This is a genomic window from Marinobacter sp. E2 (assembly GCF_055755345.1).
In genome coordinates this window covers 2,643,555-2,658,564 of the sequence record NZ_CM146911.1, presented here as the reverse complement: position 1 = coordinate 2,658,564, position 15,010 = coordinate 2,643,555, and the positions used below count along the sequence as shown (strand labels likewise).

The 15,010-nt window shown below is 59.1% G+C and carries 15 protein-coding genes; 14 read left to right on the top strand and 1 reads right to left on the bottom strand.

Annotated features, from left to right (window positions below; translation table 11 throughout):
• Positions 1-311: 311 nt before the first annotated feature.
• The 11 genes from AC0J1C_RS12105 to AC0J1C_RS12055 all read left to right on the top strand — a co-directional run bounded on the left by AC0J1C_RS12105 (position 312) and on the right by AC0J1C_RS12055 (position 9,290).
• Positions 312-1,124, top strand: coding sequence for an ATP-binding cassette domain-containing protein (locus AC0J1C_RS12105; protein ID WP_375191657.1), 813 nt, complete (start codon positions 312-314; stop codon positions 1,122-1,124).
• Positions 1,121-1,903: a lipid asymmetry maintenance ABC transporter permease subunit MlaE gene (gene mlaE / locus AC0J1C_RS12100; RefSeq protein ID WP_473044111.1), complete on the top strand. Its 783-nt coding sequence runs from the start codon at positions 1,121-1,123 to the stop codon at positions 1,901-1,903. Before AC0J1C_RS12105 ends, mlaE begins: the two co-directional genes overlap by 4 nt.
• Before the next feature lie 34 nt (positions 1,904-1,937).
• The gene (gene mlaD, locus AC0J1C_RS12095) at positions 1,938-2,387 is read left to right on the top strand and encodes an outer membrane lipid asymmetry maintenance protein MlaD (RefSeq protein ID WP_473044109.1); all 450 of its coding nucleotides are present in this window, start codon (positions 1,938-1,940) and stop codon (positions 2,385-2,387) included.
• 33 nt (positions 2,388-2,420) lie between these two features.
• Complete coding sequence (locus AC0J1C_RS12090; protein WP_473044108.1) at positions 2,421-3,074, top strand: MlaC/ttg2D family ABC transporter substrate-binding protein; 654 nt, start codon at positions 2,421-2,423, stop codon at positions 3,072-3,074.
• A complete protein-coding gene (locus tag AC0J1C_RS12085) occupies positions 3,071-3,403 on the top strand; it encodes an STAS domain-containing protein (protein WP_473044107.1) in 333 nt (110 codons plus the stop codon). Before AC0J1C_RS12090 ends, AC0J1C_RS12085 begins: the two co-directional genes overlap by 4 nt.
• Before the next feature lie 105 nt (positions 3,404-3,508).
• Positions 3,509-3,751 carry a BolA family protein gene (locus tag AC0J1C_RS12080; protein ID WP_091986651.1) on the top strand — a complete coding sequence of 81 codons (243 nt, stop codon included), beginning with the start codon at positions 3,509-3,511 and terminating at the stop codon, positions 3,749-3,751.
• 28 nt (positions 3,752-3,779) lie between these two features.
• Positions 3,780-5,042 carry a UDP-N-acetylglucosamine 1-carboxyvinyltransferase gene (gene murA, locus AC0J1C_RS12075; RefSeq protein ID WP_473044106.1) on the top strand — a complete coding sequence of 421 codons (1,263 nt, stop codon included), beginning with the start codon at positions 3,780-3,782 and terminating at the stop codon, positions 5,040-5,042.
• Between the two features lie 39 nt (positions 5,043-5,081).
• On the top strand, positions 5,082-5,729 hold the full coding sequence (gene hisG / locus AC0J1C_RS12070) for an ATP phosphoribosyltransferase (protein ID WP_091986646.1): 648 nt from the start codon (positions 5,082-5,084) through the stop codon (positions 5,727-5,729).
• Between the two features lie 24 nt (positions 5,730-5,753).
• Positions 5,754-7,058 carry a histidinol dehydrogenase gene (gene hisD, locus AC0J1C_RS12065; protein WP_473044105.1) on the top strand — a complete coding sequence of 435 codons (1,305 nt, stop codon included), beginning with the start codon at positions 5,754-5,756 and terminating at the stop codon, positions 7,056-7,058.
• Positions 7,059-7,249: 191 nt separating this feature from the next.
• A complete protein-coding gene (gene hisC / locus AC0J1C_RS12060; RefSeq protein WP_473044103.1) occupies positions 7,250-8,302 on the top strand; it encodes a histidinol-phosphate transaminase in 1,053 nt (350 codons plus the stop codon).
• Positions 8,303-8,546: 244 nt separating this feature from the next.
• Positions 8,547-9,290: a Nif3-like dinuclear metal center hexameric protein gene (locus AC0J1C_RS12055; protein WP_473044101.1), complete on the top strand. Its 744-nt coding sequence runs from the start codon at positions 8,547-8,549 to the stop codon at positions 9,288-9,290.
• A gap of 212 nt (positions 9,291-9,502) precedes the next feature.
• On the opposite strand, the gene AC0J1C_RS12050 is transcribed toward AC0J1C_RS12055, so the two are convergent.
• Entirely contained in the window at positions 9,503-9,943 is a 441-nt protein-coding gene (locus tag AC0J1C_RS12050) for a YhcB family protein (RefSeq protein ID WP_375191665.1), read from the bottom strand.
• A gap of 232 nt (positions 9,944-10,175) precedes the next feature.
• Here AC0J1C_RS12050 and zapE point away from each other — a divergent pair, with 232 nt between their 5' ends.
• The 3 genes from zapE (at position 10,176) to AC0J1C_RS12035 (ending at position 14,994) form a co-directional block, all read left to right on the top strand.
• Positions 10,176-11,273: a cell division protein ZapE gene (zapE, locus tag AC0J1C_RS12045; protein ID WP_473046542.1), complete on the top strand. Its 1,098-nt coding sequence runs from the start codon at positions 10,176-10,178 to the stop codon at positions 11,271-11,273.
• A gap of 53 nt (positions 11,274-11,326) precedes the next feature.
• Positions 11,327-12,511, top strand: a complete 1,185-nt coding sequence (locus tag AC0J1C_RS12040; protein WP_473044100.1) for a thiolase family protein — start codon at positions 11,327-11,329, stop codon at positions 12,509-12,511.
• A gap of 581 nt (positions 12,512-13,092) precedes the next feature.
• Positions 13,093-14,994, top strand: coding sequence for a DUF1302 domain-containing protein (locus AC0J1C_RS12035; protein ID WP_091986628.1), 1,902 nt, complete (start codon positions 13,093-13,095; stop codon positions 14,992-14,994).
• Positions 14,995-15,010: the final 16 nt, after the last annotated feature.

Here is a 15,010-nt window from a genome sequence, read left to right as displayed (position 1 = left end):
CCTTCGAGTGCGTCGATGGCGTCCCGCTCAATGCGGATGGCACGCAGGGCGGAGGTACGAAAGTCGGTTGCAGTCTGGTCGGTCATCGGGCTTGGGGCCTGGCTGTCGCGTCTCTGGAAAATGCCGCTGAAAAGTGACATCGAAAATTGTTCCCGGAGTATATCATTTTCAACGGCTAACGATGCCCGGTGATCGAAAGATCAGTCAAACTGATCATGGCGGTCAGTGGATTTCGGGTAGTATTTCCCCACCATGGATTGAGCTTGCAGGCTCCTTGGCATAATGTAGCCACACTTCGAAAGGTAAGGACTATGGATTCGCCGGCTTACATTACACTCAAGGATGTCGTTTTTTCCCGTTCCGGACGCCGTATTTTCGATGGGATAACGCTGAGCATTCCCCGTGGCCGCATCACCGCCATCATGGGCCCCAGTGGTACCGGTAAAACCACGCTGCTGCGCCTGATTGGCGGGCAACTCAAGCCGGATTCCGGCCAGGTGGTGGTGGACGGGCACGAGGTGCCCCGGCTCAAGCGCAAGGCACTCTATACCCTGCGTGAGAACATGGGCATGCTGTTCCAGAGTGGGGCCCTGTTCACGGATCTTTCTGTGTTCGAGAACGTGGCCTTTCCGCTGCGAGTTCACACCCGGCTGCCGGAAGACATGATTCGTGACATAGTCCTGATGAAGCTCGAGGCGGTTGGCCTGCGCGGAGCTCGTCATCTGATGCCCTCGGAACTGTCCGGCGGGATGACCCGCCGGGTCGCGCTCGCCCGCAGTATCGCCCTGGACCCGGAACTGATCATGTACGACGAGCCTTTCGCCGGCCAGGATCCCATTGCCATGGGTGTGCTGGTGAAGCTGATTCGCGATCTGAACAGCTCCATGGGTCTCACCAGTGTGCTGGTGTCCCACGATGTGCCCGAATCCCTGAGCATCTGCCACTACGCCTGCATCATCTCCGACGGCAAGGTGATCGGTGAGGGAACGCCCGAGCAGTTGCGGGAACACCCTTCTGAACAGGTCCAGCAGTTCCTCCAGGGGCAGCCGGACGGGCCCGTCCCCTTCCATTATCCCGCCGATGATGCGGGCCGGGACTTCGGTCTCTCCGGGGGTGGTGTGTGATCGACAGAGTTGCCGCCCTTGGTCGCCTCGGGCTGAATATTGTCGCCTCCTTCGGTCGGTCTGGCCGTTTCCTTATGGGCGTCCTCGGAGGTGTGCCCAAGCCCGCCACCGGGTTCCCGTTGCTGGTACGTCAGCTTTACGCCGTGGGGGTGTTGTCCCTCGCCATTATCGTGGTGTCCGGGCTGTTCATCGGCATGGTGCTGGGGCTGCAGGGCTACACCATTCTCAGTGACTATGGCTCAGAGTCTGCCATTGGCCAGATGATTGCCCTCACTCTGGTCCGGGAACTGGGCCCGGTGGTGACCGCGCTGCTGTTTGCCGGAAGGGCTGGTTCCGCGTTGACCGCCGAGATTGGGCTGATGAAAGCCACCGAACAATTGTCCAGTATGGAAATGATGGGTGTGGATCCGTTGCGTCGGGTAATTGCACCGCGCCTGTGGGCCGGATTTATTGCCATGCCGGTGCTGGCCGTCATCTTTTCGATGGTTGGCATCTGGGGCGGCATGCTCGTGGGTGTCGACTGGCTGGGCGTGTTCGAGGGGTCCTTCTGGGGCAACATGCAGTCCTCGGTCGATTTCGTGGACGATGTCCTCAATGGCGTAATCAAGAGCATCGTTTTCGGCTTTGTGTGTGCCTGGATTGCGGTGTATCAGGGGTATGATTGTGTTCCGACCTCTGCAGGCATCAGTTCAGCGACTACCAAGACCGTGGTGTACTCCTCGCTGGCTGTTCTGGGGCTGGATTTTGTTTTGACCGCCGTGATGTTTGGCGATTTCTGAAACCATCGATAACGGGATTTCAACGGAGCCGGAAATGGCACAGAGAACCACTGAAATCATTGTTGGCCTGTTCATGATTGCAGGCTGTGCGGCGCTGCTGTTCCTGGCGTTACAGGTAAGTGGGCTGTCACCCAAGTCTGCCGGTGACACCTATACCATTTACGCCAACTTCAACGACACCGGCGGCCTGACGCCGCGCGGCAGGGTGTCCATGGCGGGTGTCACGGTGGGCACCATCGAGTCCATCGCCCTCGACAAGGATACCTTTCAGGCCCGGGTGACCATGTCCATCGATTCGAACGTGGATAACATTCCCGCCGACAGTTCCGCAGTTATACGTACATCCGGCCTGCTGGGGGAGCAGTACATTGATATCTCCATTGGCGCGGATATGGAGTCTCTCAAAGAGGGCGACACCTTCTACTCAACCCAGTCGGCCATGAACCTTGAGCGGCTGATCAGTAACTTCGCATCGGGTCGTTGATACCGGCCGGAAAAGACTACACAGGAGATCGGGATGTTTGTTTTCAGAATCCACACGCTGCTGGGCCTGGTGTTGGCCCTGTTCCTGGCATCGGCCGCCCACGCCGGCGAAGCCGAAGACCTGCGCGAATATGTGGATACCAACACCCAGAGTCTGGTGGACAAGCTCAATCGTGAGCGCGGTCTGTACGAAAAGGATCCGGAAGCCTTTTACCGGAAAATGGACGAGGCGCTGTCGGATTTTGTTGATTTCCGGCGGATTGCCGCCCGGGTGATGGGCCGGTACGCGCGGCAGACGACTCCCGAGCAGCGCGACGAGTTCGTGGTCAAGTTCAAGCGCAGCCTGTTTGACAGTTACGCCCAGGCGCTTGTCAGCGCCGAGGAATTCGAGATCAACGTGCAGGATGCCACCATCAACCCTCAGGACAGCGGCCGGGCCTCCGTGCAGATGGAAGTGGTCACCGCGTCGGGTAACCGCTACCCGGTGACCTATTCCATGTACAAGACCGACAGCGGCCAGTGGATGATGGAGAACGTGATCGTTGAGGGCGTGAACATTGGTCTGGCCTTCCGCGACCGTTTCAGTCAGGAAATGGAAGAGAACCGCGGCAGGATCCAGGCGGTGATCGACGGCTGGAGCGACGCTGTCCAGTCCCTCAACCTGGAGCAGGAAGTGGACAAATCATGAGCCAGTCCGCGCCGCTGGCCCGGCTGTCAGACGGTGTTCTGGTGGTCTCGGGCTATGTGGACTTCGACAGCGTTGTCGCCCTGCGCAGGCAGGGTGAAGCGCTCATTGCCAGTTGCTCCCGGGCGCTGACGATAGACCTGGAGGCTCTGGAAAACGCCCACAGCGTCGTTCTGTCGCTACTGCTGTGTTGGCGCCGGCTGGCGGCAGGGCGGAATATCGAGCTGTCTTTCCGTGGTGTCAGCGACAGGCTGGCGTCACTGGCCGCCCTCAGTAATCTGGAAGATGAGTTGCCCGGTTTTGCACCGGGATCCGAGATCCCCACTCACTGAAAGCTCAGGGTTTCGACGCCCCGCATTACTGCATGGTAAAGCTGACCCGGGCGCCGTAATTGGTTACAATCTCGCCCCTGATTTCCAAACACCCGAGGTTTTTCTATGGATGCCAACCAAGTCACCGAGCTGGTCAAGGAATCCTTTCCTGACTGCGACGTGCAGGTACAGGTTGACGGTACCCATTATCTGGTTGTTGTTGTGGGCGATGTGTTTGAAGGGCTATCCACCATCAAGCGCCAGCAGCTGATCAACAAGGCGCTGTTCCAGCAGGTAATGGATGGCACAATCCACGCACTTCACCCGCGCGCCTTCACGCCGGCCGAATGGGCAGATCGCCAGGGCTGAAACGCCCGAACAAGACAGGATATTCATTGTGGACAAACTTCTGATCAGGGGCCGCAAGCCCCTGGATGGTGAAATCCGGATTTCCGGTGCCAAGAACGCCGCGCTGCCAATCCTGGCAGCAACCCTGCTCGCGGACGAGCCGGTGACCGTCGGTAACCTGCCGCACCTGAACGACATCACCACCATGATCGAGCTGCTCGGCCGCATGGGCGTGGAGCTGATGATTGATGAGAAAATGAGCGTGGAGATCCACGCCAACACCATCAAGCATTTCCACGCGCCCTACGAGCTGGTGAAAACCATGCGCGCCTCCATTCTGGTGCTGGGTCCACTGGTCGCGCACTTCGGTGAGGCGGAAGTGTCCCTTCCCGGTGGCTGTGCCATCGGCAGCCGGCCAGTGAACCTGCACATCCACGGCCTGGAAATGATGGGCGCGGATATCAAGGTTGAGAACGGCTACATCAAGGCGAAGACCAACGGTCGCCTCAAGGGCGCCCACATCTTCCTGGACACGGTCACCGTTACCGGCACCGAGAACCTGATGATGGCCGCGGCCCTCGCTGGTGGTAAAACCATTCTCGAAAACGCTGCCCGTGAGCCGGAAGTGGTGGATCTGGCAGAGTGCCTGATTGCCATGGGCGCCGACATCAAGGGCCACGGCACCGCCACCATCGAGATCAACGGCGTTGAGCGGCTGCACGGCTGCCACTACAACGTGCTGCCGGACCGTGTTGAAACCGGTACCTATCTGGTGGCTGCCGCCGCTACTGGCGGCCGGGTCAAGCTCAAGGATACCCGCGAGGACCTGCTGGAAGCGGTTCTGCTCAAGCTGGAGGAAGCCGGCGCACACATCAGTACAGGTGCCGACTGGATCGAGCTGGACATGAAGGGCAACCGCCCGAAAGCAGTGAGCCTGCGTACGGCCCCGTATCCGGCGTTCCCGACCGACATGCAGGCCCAGTTCGCCGCCATGAATGCGGTGGCGGAAGGCTCCGGAACCATTGTCGAGACGGTGTTCGAGAACCGCTTCATGCATCTGCAGGAACTGATCCGCATGGGCGCCGACATCACCCTGGAAGGCAACGCCGCCATCATCAAGGGTGTGGGCCACCTGACCGGTGCACCGGTGATGGCCACTGACCTGCGGGCGTCAGCCAGCCTGGTGATTGCCGGCCTGGTGGCCGACGGCGACACCATCGTCGATCGCATCTACCACATTGACCGTGGTTACGAGTGCATTGAAGAGAAGCTTCAGCTGCTGGGCGCCAGCATCCGCCGACTGCCGGCCTGAGGCACCCAACCAGACATTACAGGGAAACCGGAAGAACTGATGACAGATTCCATCACCATCGCCTTGTCGAAGGGACGAATCCTGGAGGAAACCCTGCCGTTGCTGGCAGAGGCGGGCATCGAGCTGGTCGACGACGTCAAGAAATCCCGCAAGCTGGTGTTCCCGACCACCGATCCTCAGGTGAGGGTGCTGATCCTGCGCGCCACGGACGTACCCACCTACGTTCAGTACGGTGGCGCCGACCTGGGCGTGACCGGCAAGGATGTTCTGATGGAGCATGGTGGCGAGGGACTTTACGAGCCGCTGGATCTCAACATCTCCCGGTGCCGGTTGATGACCGCCGGGCCGAAGAACCAGACCCCGCCTGCCGGTCGTATCAAGGTGGCGACCAAATTCGTGAACCTGGCTCGTCGTTATTATTCGGCCCAGGGCCGCCAGGCGGACATCATCAAGCTGTATGGCGCGATGGAGCTGGCACCGATCCTCGGGCTGGCGGATGAAATCGTCGACATCGTGGACACCGGTAACACCCTCAAGGCCAACGGTCTGGAGGCCCGGGAGCTGATTGAGCACATCAGCAGCAGGCTGGTGGTTAATCGCGCGTCCATGAAGATGAAACACGCCCGGATTAACCCCATAATCGAAAAGATGTCGGCAGCCGTTGAAAAACGACGAGAGCCGCAATAGAGCCCTGTTTACAGGATGAGAGATATGACCGTAAGCATCAAACGACTGAACGCCTCACAAAGTGACTTCGACCGCGCCCTGGCCAGACTGCTGGCCTGGGACGACAGCGTTGATCATCAGGTGAACGAGTCGGTGCGTCATATCCTGCATGAAGTGAAAACCCGGGGTGATCAGGCGGTTCTGGAATTTACCGAGAAGTTCGACCGCCTGAAGGTCGGCTCCGTGGCCGAGCTGGAAAAGGATCAGGCCCGGTTACAGCAGGCGCTGGAGACCATTCGCCAGGACCAGCGGGTGGCGCTTGAAAAAGCGGCCGAGCGGATTCGTAACTATCACGAACGGCAGAACCAGACTTCCTGGCAGTACGAGGACCAGGACGGCACGGTGCTGGGCCAGAAGGTAACGCCGCTGGATCGCGCCGGTCTGTACGTGCCCGGCGGCAAGGCGGCGTACCCCTCCTCGGTATTGATGAACGCCATTCCGGCGAAAGTGGCTGGTGTGAGCGAAGTCATCATGGTGGTGCCCACACCGGATGGTGTGGTGAACGACATGGTACTGGCCGCGGCCGGTATCGCCGGCGTTGACCGGGTATTCACCGTGGGTGGCGCCCAGGCGGTTGCCGCGCTGGCCTACGGTACCGAGACCATCCCGGCGGTCGACAAGATCGTGGGCCCGGGCAACATCTTCGTGGCTACTGCCAAGCGGGAAGTCTTTGGCGTGGTCGGCATCGACATGATCGCCGGCCCCTCCGAGATCCTGGTGATCTGCGACGGCAAGACCGACCCGGACTGGATCGCCATGGACCTGTTCTCCCAGGCCGAACACGACGAACAGGCCCAGTCCATCCTGATCAGCCCGGACGCGGCGTTCCTGGATGCGGTGGAAGCGAGCATCAACAAACTGCTGCCGACCATGGAGCGTGCGGACATCATCCGCACCTCCATGACCGACCGGGCTGCACTGATCCAGGTGGCCGACATGAAAGAAGCGGCCGCCGTCTCCAACCGGATTGCCCCCGAGCACCTGGAGCTTTCCGTGGAAAATCCTGAGGCCCTGCTCGAGGACATCCGCCACGCCGGCGCCATCTTCATGGGTCGCTACACCGCCGAAGCCCTGGGTGACTACTGTGCTGGCCCGAACCACGTGCTGCCCACCAGCGGCACGGCCCGGTTCTCCTCGCCACTGGGCGTTTACGACTTCCAGAAGCGGTCCTCCATCATCGGCTTCAGCGCCGCGGGTGCGGATCGGATGGGGCGCGTGGCGTCGGTTCTGGCGAGAGGCGAGGGGTTAACGGCCCACGCCCGGTCGGCGGAGTATCGCGTTAAAGGCTAGCGGCGGTTGTCGGATTACGACTTTGTCTAAGCCGACCTACGGACTGTATCTCTGATCTACGCAGGCAGGTGGGAGAGGCTTTGCCCGGGAATGTCGTCGGCCATGGATGGCCGGCGCCAAGCGCACATGGATGTGCTCGTAGCGTTTCCCGGGCAAAGCCTCTCCCAGCTGCCGTCAACTCGGAGCAAAACATGAGCAAGTTCTGGAGCCCCCTAGTCAAAGACCTGGTTCCATACGTCCCGGGCGAGCAGCCCAAGATGGCCAATCTGGTGAAGCTGAACACCAACGAAAACCCGTTTGGCCCATCCCCAAAGGTCATCGAAGCCATCCAGGCCGAACTGAATGACAGCCTGCGCCTCTATCCGGACCCGGAAGGCGAAAGCCTGCGCCAGACCGTAGCGGCTTACCACGGCGTTCAACCAAACCAGATCTTCCTGGGCAACGGTTCGGACGAAGTGCTGGCGCACATCTTCTACGGCCTGTTCCAGCACGGCGAGCCGATTCTGTTTCCAGACATCACCTACAGCTTCTACCCGGTGTACTGCGGCCTCTATGGAATTCCGAGCAAGGTGGTGGCACTCACCGACAGCTTCGAAATCAATCCGGCGGACTTCACACAGCCCAATGGGGGCGTGATCTTCCCCAACCCGAATGCGCCTACCGGCCGGTATCTGGGGTTGGAGCACGTTGAAGAGATTCTGGCGGCCAACCCGGATCGCGTGGTGGTGGTCGACGAGGCCTACATCGATTTTGGCGGTGAAACGGCCATTACCCTGGTGGACAAGCACCCGAATCTGCTGGTCTCCCAGACGCTCTCCAAGGCCCGCTCTCTGGCCGGCCTGCGAGTTGGCTTCGCTGTTGGGCACCCGGATCTGATTGAGGCCCTGAATCGAGTCAAGAACAGTTTCAACAGCTACCCGCTGGATCGCCTGGCGCTGGCCGGCGCCAAGGCCGCTTATGAAGACGAGGCCTGGTTCCGCAAGTGCTGCGAGGGCGTGATTTCCGAGCGTGAGCGGGTGACTGCCGCCCTCGAAAATCTGGGGTTTGAGGTATTACCGTCCAAGGCGAATTTCATATTTGCCCGGCACAAAGAGCAGTCCGGCGAGGCTTTGGCTCGAGGCCTTCGGGAGCAGGGCATTATCGTTCGGCACTTCAATAAACCTCGTATTAGTGAATTTTTGCGAATCACTATAGGTACTGCGGATCAGAACGACGCTTTGATTTCTGGTCTGGAATCGCTCTAGCCTTTTAGGCATGGGGCTGAGGGAGGGAGGCACCCCTTTCCGGGAAACGCTACGAGCACCCGCAAGCGGGTCCAGCCAGCAATCACAGATTGCTGTCGCTACGCGGCGCGCGAAGCTTCGCTTCTAAAACGCTTGCTTCGCCCATGTGGGCTTGACGTCGGCCATCCATGGCCGCCGACATTCCCGGAAAGGGACGCCTACCTTCCTCGTCACACATCTCAGAATTAGTCGGGAGCGACGTTTTATGGCGAATCGAAACGATATCCTTCGAAAAATCAACGAATGGCTCCAACCGGAGAACTTCCAGGATTACTGCCCCAACGGACTGCAAGTAGAGGGCAAATCCGACGTAAAAACCATCATCTCCGGAGTAACTGCCTCCAAAGCTCTCATCGAAGCCGCCATTGACGCGAACGCCGACATGATTCTGGTGCACCACGGCTATTTCTGGAAAGGCGAGGATCAGCGCATTCAGGGCATGAAGCGCGAGCGCCTGAAGCAGCTTCTGGATAACGACATCAATCTGGTGGCCTACCACCTGCCGCTGGACGACCACCCGGAGTATGGCAACAACCGCCAACTGGCCGACGTTCTGGATATCCGGAATGCGCGACCGCTGGGCGGTCTGGTATGGGAAGGCGAACTGGCAGAACCTATGTCGCCGGAGGCATTCGGTCGGCACATCGCCGAACAGCTCCATCGCGAACCGCTGTGGGTGGGCGAGGGCCCATCGATGATCAAGCGAGTAGGGTGGTGCACCGGCGCGGCCCAGGGGTTCATCAATAACGCTCTGGATGCCGGACTGGATGCTTACATCAGCGGCGAGATCTCCGAACCGACGACCCATACCGCCAGGGAGTGCGGTATCCACTACTACGCTGCTGGCCATCATGCGACAGAGCGTTATGGTGTCCAGGCGCTCGGCAGGGCATTAGCAGAAGAGTTTGGAGTGACTCACAAGTTTATCGACTGTGACAACCCGGTCTAACAGGTATTTGGAAATTTTGCTTGCCGAGGATTGCACAGTAGTTTGCGGAGCTGGGCAGGCACCCCTTTCCGGGAATGTCGCCGGCCAGGGATGGCCGGCGTCAAGCGCACATGGATGTGCTAGTAGCGGTTCCCGGAAAGGGGTGCCTGCCCAGCGCCCTCTCCGAAAGTCTCAGTCCTGAGGAAATCGAACTTCCCAGTTTAAAGACCAGCTCAGGCCTGCTGAGCCTTGTCACCCTTCTTGAGTCCGAAATCCTCAGCGAGAGTGCCCGCAGCCTTGGGGTCAGTCTTCGGCGCATAATCCCGCGGTGGCTCGGCGGCGTCCTCGCGGACCTCTTCCAGGCGCTTCTTGGACGTTTCCTGAGCCAGCTCTTCCATCCACTCCTCGTCGTTACACAGACGATTCGCACCGCGTGCCATATGCTGGTTCACATCACGGTAGGCATCATTGAACCGGCGCAGCAGATGGGCCGACTCCATGAAATGCTCGTTCACCTGGGCCTGGTAGCGGGTGTACTCGCTTCTCAGTTCCTCAATCTGCTGTTCCGCCCGGCGCTGCCGGAGCGTCGTTCCCTGACCGGAACGGCCAACAAATACCCCGATGACAATGCCAACAACCAAAGCGGCAATCGCTGCCAGAATCAGGTTTGTCATATGCTGTGTCGTCCTTTTACCTAGAAGTGAGCCAAGCTCCAGTACCACGAGTATAACGCCCCGGGCTCCATCATCCCATGATTGCCGGCTGCGCCTATCGTCGTATTGCTCCTGTCAGTGCCCAACGTGGCGAAAAATCGCCAAATGCGAGACAATACGGCGCCCAAATTCACCACCAACCTCCGGGAACTTCTTGATGACAGCTGCGATGTCCTCCGAAACCAGTGCGAACCTGACCCCCTGGCAACGTTACCAGAAGGATCTTGAACGCCCGGATTTCCAGAAGGACGCAGCCCAGGAAGATGCCGTCAAACGCCTGCAGTCACTGTACGACAAACTCGTGGAAGCCGAAAGGGATCGTAACAAGCCCATGGCCAAGCTCCGCCGCAAACTGAGCAAAGGGCGCGAGGAACCGGTCAAAGGCCTCTACTTTTGGGGCGGAGTGGGCCGAGGCAAAACCTACCTCATGGACACGTTCTACGAATCTCTGCCGTTTGACCGCAAGATGCGGGTTCACTTTCACCGGTTCATGCAGCGGGTCCATAACGAACTGAAAAGCCTCAAGGGCGAAAAGAACCCTCTGGAGCTGGTGTCGAAGAAGTTTGCCGATGAAACCCGGGTGATCTGCTTCGATGAATTCTTTGTCTCCGACATTGGCGACGCCATGATCCTGGCCACCCTGATGGACGGCCTGTTCAGCCGGGGCGTCACCCTGGTGTGTACCTCCAACATTGTGCCCGACGGCCTCTACAAAGATGGCTTGCAGCGCGCACGCTTTCTGCCGGCTATTGATCTGGTAAAAAAGCACACCGAGGTGGTGAACGTTGATGGTGGCGTGGATTACCGGCTACGTACTCTTGAGCAGGCTGAGCTGTTCCATTCGCCGTTGGACGAAGAAGCCGATGTCAGCCTGCGCAAGAGCTTTGACGCCCTGGCGGTAGAAGCCGGTAAACACAGCAAGACTATGGAGATCAATGGCCGCAAGATTCCTGCCCAGGCTCATGCGGACGACGTGGTCTGGTTCGATTTCAAGGACGTGTGCGACGGCCCCCGAAGCCAGAACGATTACATCGAAATGGCTCGGCAGTTCCACGCGATCATTATCAGCAATGTGCCGGTGCTGGGTAATGAAAAGGACGACCAGGCCCGCCGGTTCATCAACATGATCGACGAGTTCTACGACCGCAACGTCAAGGTGATTATCTCGGCTGCCGCGCCGATTACCGAGCTTTATGCCGGTGGCCGACTGGGCTTTGAATTCGAGCGTACCGAATCCCGGTTGCTGGAAATGCAATCCCGGGAATACCTCGAAGCACCTCATAAACCATAAGAAAAGACCCCTGAGAACCGATTGTTCCAGACAAACGACAGAGAGATTCATTTATGAGCAGTGACAACGTAGTGATTGTGAGTGGCGTACGAACGCCGATGGGCGGGTTCCAGGGCAGCCTGGCGAGCGTTACCGCCCCCGACCTGGGTGCTATTACCATCGCCGAGGCCGTCAAGCGTGCCGGTCTTCAGCCGGCTGACGTTCAGGAAGTGATCATGGGCAACGTACTGCCCGCGGGCCTGAAACAGGGCCCGGCCCGCCAGGCCATGCGCAAGGCCGGACTTCCGGACCATACTGGCGCCACCACGATCAACAAGCTTTGCGGCTCCGGCATGAAGGCCGCCATGTTCGCTCACGACCTGATCAAGGCCGGCAGCAACGACATCATGGTTGCCGGCGGCATGGAAAGTATGTCCAACGCGCCCTATGTTCTGCAGGGCGTTCGCAGCGGCTACCGCATGGGGCCTGGCCAGGCGCCGCAGGACCACATGTTTCTGGATGGTCTTGAAGATGCCGAGACCGGTCGTCTGATGGGCGCTTTTGCCCAGGAAATGGCTGACAAGAAGGGCTATACCCGCGAGGAGATGGACGAATATGCCATCCGCTCCCTGACCCGCGCCAAAAAAGCCATCGAAGAAGGCCTGCTGAAGGACGAGATCATCCCGGTGACCGTCAAGACCCGGAAGGGCGATGTGGTGGTTGAAGACGATGAACAGCCCCATAACGCGAACATCGAAAAGATCCCGACCCTGCGTCCGGCCTTTGCCAAAGACGGCACAGTGACTGCCGCCAACGCGTCCTCCATTTCGGACGGCGCTTCCGCGCTGGTCCTGATGCGCGAATCCGAGGCCGAGAAGCGCGGCCTCAAGCCACTGGCCCGGATCGTCGGCCACAGCACTCAGTCCCAGCACCCGTCCGAGTTCACCTGTGCCCCGGTCGGTGCCATTGAAACCCTGTTTGCCAAAACCGGGTGGAGCAAAGACGATGTTGACCTGTTCGAGATCAACGAGGCCTTCGCAATGGTTGCCATGATGCCGATCCGTGAACTGGGCCTGGATCCGGAGAAGGTCAACATCCACGGCGGCGCCTGTGCCCAGGGCCACCCGGTCGGCTCCACCGGCTCACGCCTTCTGGTTACCCTGATGTACGCCCTCCAGCGCTACGGCAAGAAGAAAGGTGTTGCCGCACTCTGCATTGGCGGCGGCGAAGCCACGGCCATGGCCATCGAGATGCTCTAAATCTCGGTGTGTGGCAGGGGCGGGAGCCCTTCCCGAAACACGCTGTAAATACGTCCCTGTACGCTTGACGGCAGCATCCATGCTGCCGACAGTTCCGGGAAGGGCTCCCGCCCCTGCCAGTCATACCTTTGAGTAGGCGTCCCCGATAATCCTTTTCGCGTCTCGCATGATCCGTTGAAAGCGAACTCATTGGCCTGGCGCCGAGGGGATGAATGTTACTCCGGGAATGTCGGCGGCCAAGGATGGCCGACGTCAAGCGCACATGGATGTGCTCGTAGCGGTTCCCGGAGAAACATTCATCCCCTCGGCGCTTCGCCCAACCTGGGACGACCATCAGAATCGCGAAAAAACCACAAAAACCAAAGTGGTTGCATCCAATTTTGTTGTCTATAGTGATTTTGTGCGACGAAACCCGGCGGTAACAGGGGTGTGAGAGCAAAATCATACTTTTGACTGATCAAAGCGCCACAGGGCGTTAGCTATAGTGCCAACATCACGAGCACTGTGCATGAAGCCTCCAATACATCGTGAACACCAATAATCAGAGCAGCGACTCAGAACAACAATGGAGTAGCCTTCCAATGACAAGAAAAACACATCAATGGCAGCGTTGGACCAAGTTACCGCTGGCCGTGGCAGTTGCAGCCGGTATGTCCGGCCAAGCATCCGCACTATCGTTTTATCTGGGAGACGTTGAAGCCCAGTTCAACACCACACTGTCTGCCGGTGCCGGCTGGCGGGTTGAAGACCGTGACAAGCGACTGATTGGCCAGGGTAACCTTGGCCCGGAATACACACCCGGTCAGCCCCTTGCCAACATTGGTGCCTCCACCAACAACTACGACGACGGCAACCTGAACTTCGAGAGTGGCGACACCTACTCCAAGATCGTGAAGGGTAACAGTGAGCTCTATCTCAACTACAACGTTGACAGCTCCTACCTCACCCGTGTCGGTGGTCTTCTGCGCGGCCGTTACTGGTACGACTTCGAACTGAAAGACGAAAGCCGTGCCGTTGACTTTGTTGGCCAGCGTCGCGAACTCAACGAAGAGGCCAAAGACAACGCCTCTGGCGGTGAGATTCTGGACGCCTACGTATTCTCGGACTGGTACTTCGGAAACATTCCGGTCAGCGTTCGTTACGGTAAGCAGGTTCTGAGCTGGGGTGAGAGTACCTTCATCCAGGGCGGTATCAACGTTATCAACCCGGTTGACGTACCTGCGTTCCGTGCGCCAGGCTCCGAACTGAAAGACGCCCTGCTGCCGGTTGAAATGTTCTACATGTCGGCGGGCGTGACCGAGAACGTCACTGTCGAGACCTTTGTTCAGGCGGACTGGGAGCCTGTACGCCCGGACGACTGCGGTACCTTCTTCTCCACCAACGACTTTGCCGCTGACGGCTGTGGCCCGGTGCTGCTGGCTGGCCAGCTGCCGGATTCCCAGGCATTTGCCCAAGGCTTCATCGCCCCGCGTCTGGGTGACCAGGAAGCCGACTCCAAGGATCAGTTCGGTATGGCGATCCGGTGGTACGTGCCCGAGCTGAACGATTCGGAACTGGGTTTCTACTACATCAAGTACAACAGTCGCCTGCCGTATGTCAGTGGTCTGGTGAACAACCCGTCGAATCCGGGTACCAACCAGCAGAGCGATCCGAATCTGCCGCCGTCCACGTTCCCGAGCTACTTTATCGAGTACCCGGAAAACATCAACCTGTACGGCATCAGCATCAACACCACCACCCCCGGTGGCTGGTCACTGGGCGCCGAGTACAGCTTCCGTGACAACGTCCCGCTCCAGTGGAACGCTTTTGAGCTGATCTTCGGTGGTCTTCAGCAGCGTGGGCCGAACGGTGAAATCCTGAGTGACCTTGAGCGCCAGCGTCTGGCTGAGACCAATGGTGCCAACCTCGCCGGTAAGCCGGTTGCAGGGTACGATCGTTTCAACGTGTCTCAGGCGCAGTTCACTCTGATCAAGTTCTTTGACCAGGTGATGGGAGCCAGCCGCCTGTCTCTGATTACCGAATTTGGTGCGACCTACATCCACGACCTGCCAGATCCTGACGAGGCTCGTTACGGACGCTCCGGTACCTTCGGGATTGGAACGCTGCCTCTGGAAGGGCCGAATTTCACAGGAGATTTCTGTCGGGCCGGCGCGAACATCAACGTCAACTACTGTAACAACGAAGGCTTCACAACCGACTTCTCCTGGGGTTACCGTACCCGCCTGGTGTGGAGCTACCCGAACGCACTGGCTGGTGTGAATCTGTCGCCGCAGCTGGCCTGGAGCCACGATGTGCAGGGTTACAGCCCGCAGCCGGGCGGCGCCTTTAACGAGGGCAGCAAAGCCATCGGCCTGTCTCTGGAAGCGGTATACCAGAACAAGATTACCGGTGAGATCGGTTATACAAACTTTTTCGGCGGCAAGCCGTACAACGAGTTGACTGACCGTGATTTCGTGAGTGCCAGCGTTTCCTACTCATTCTGAACCGGAAAGAATTCGT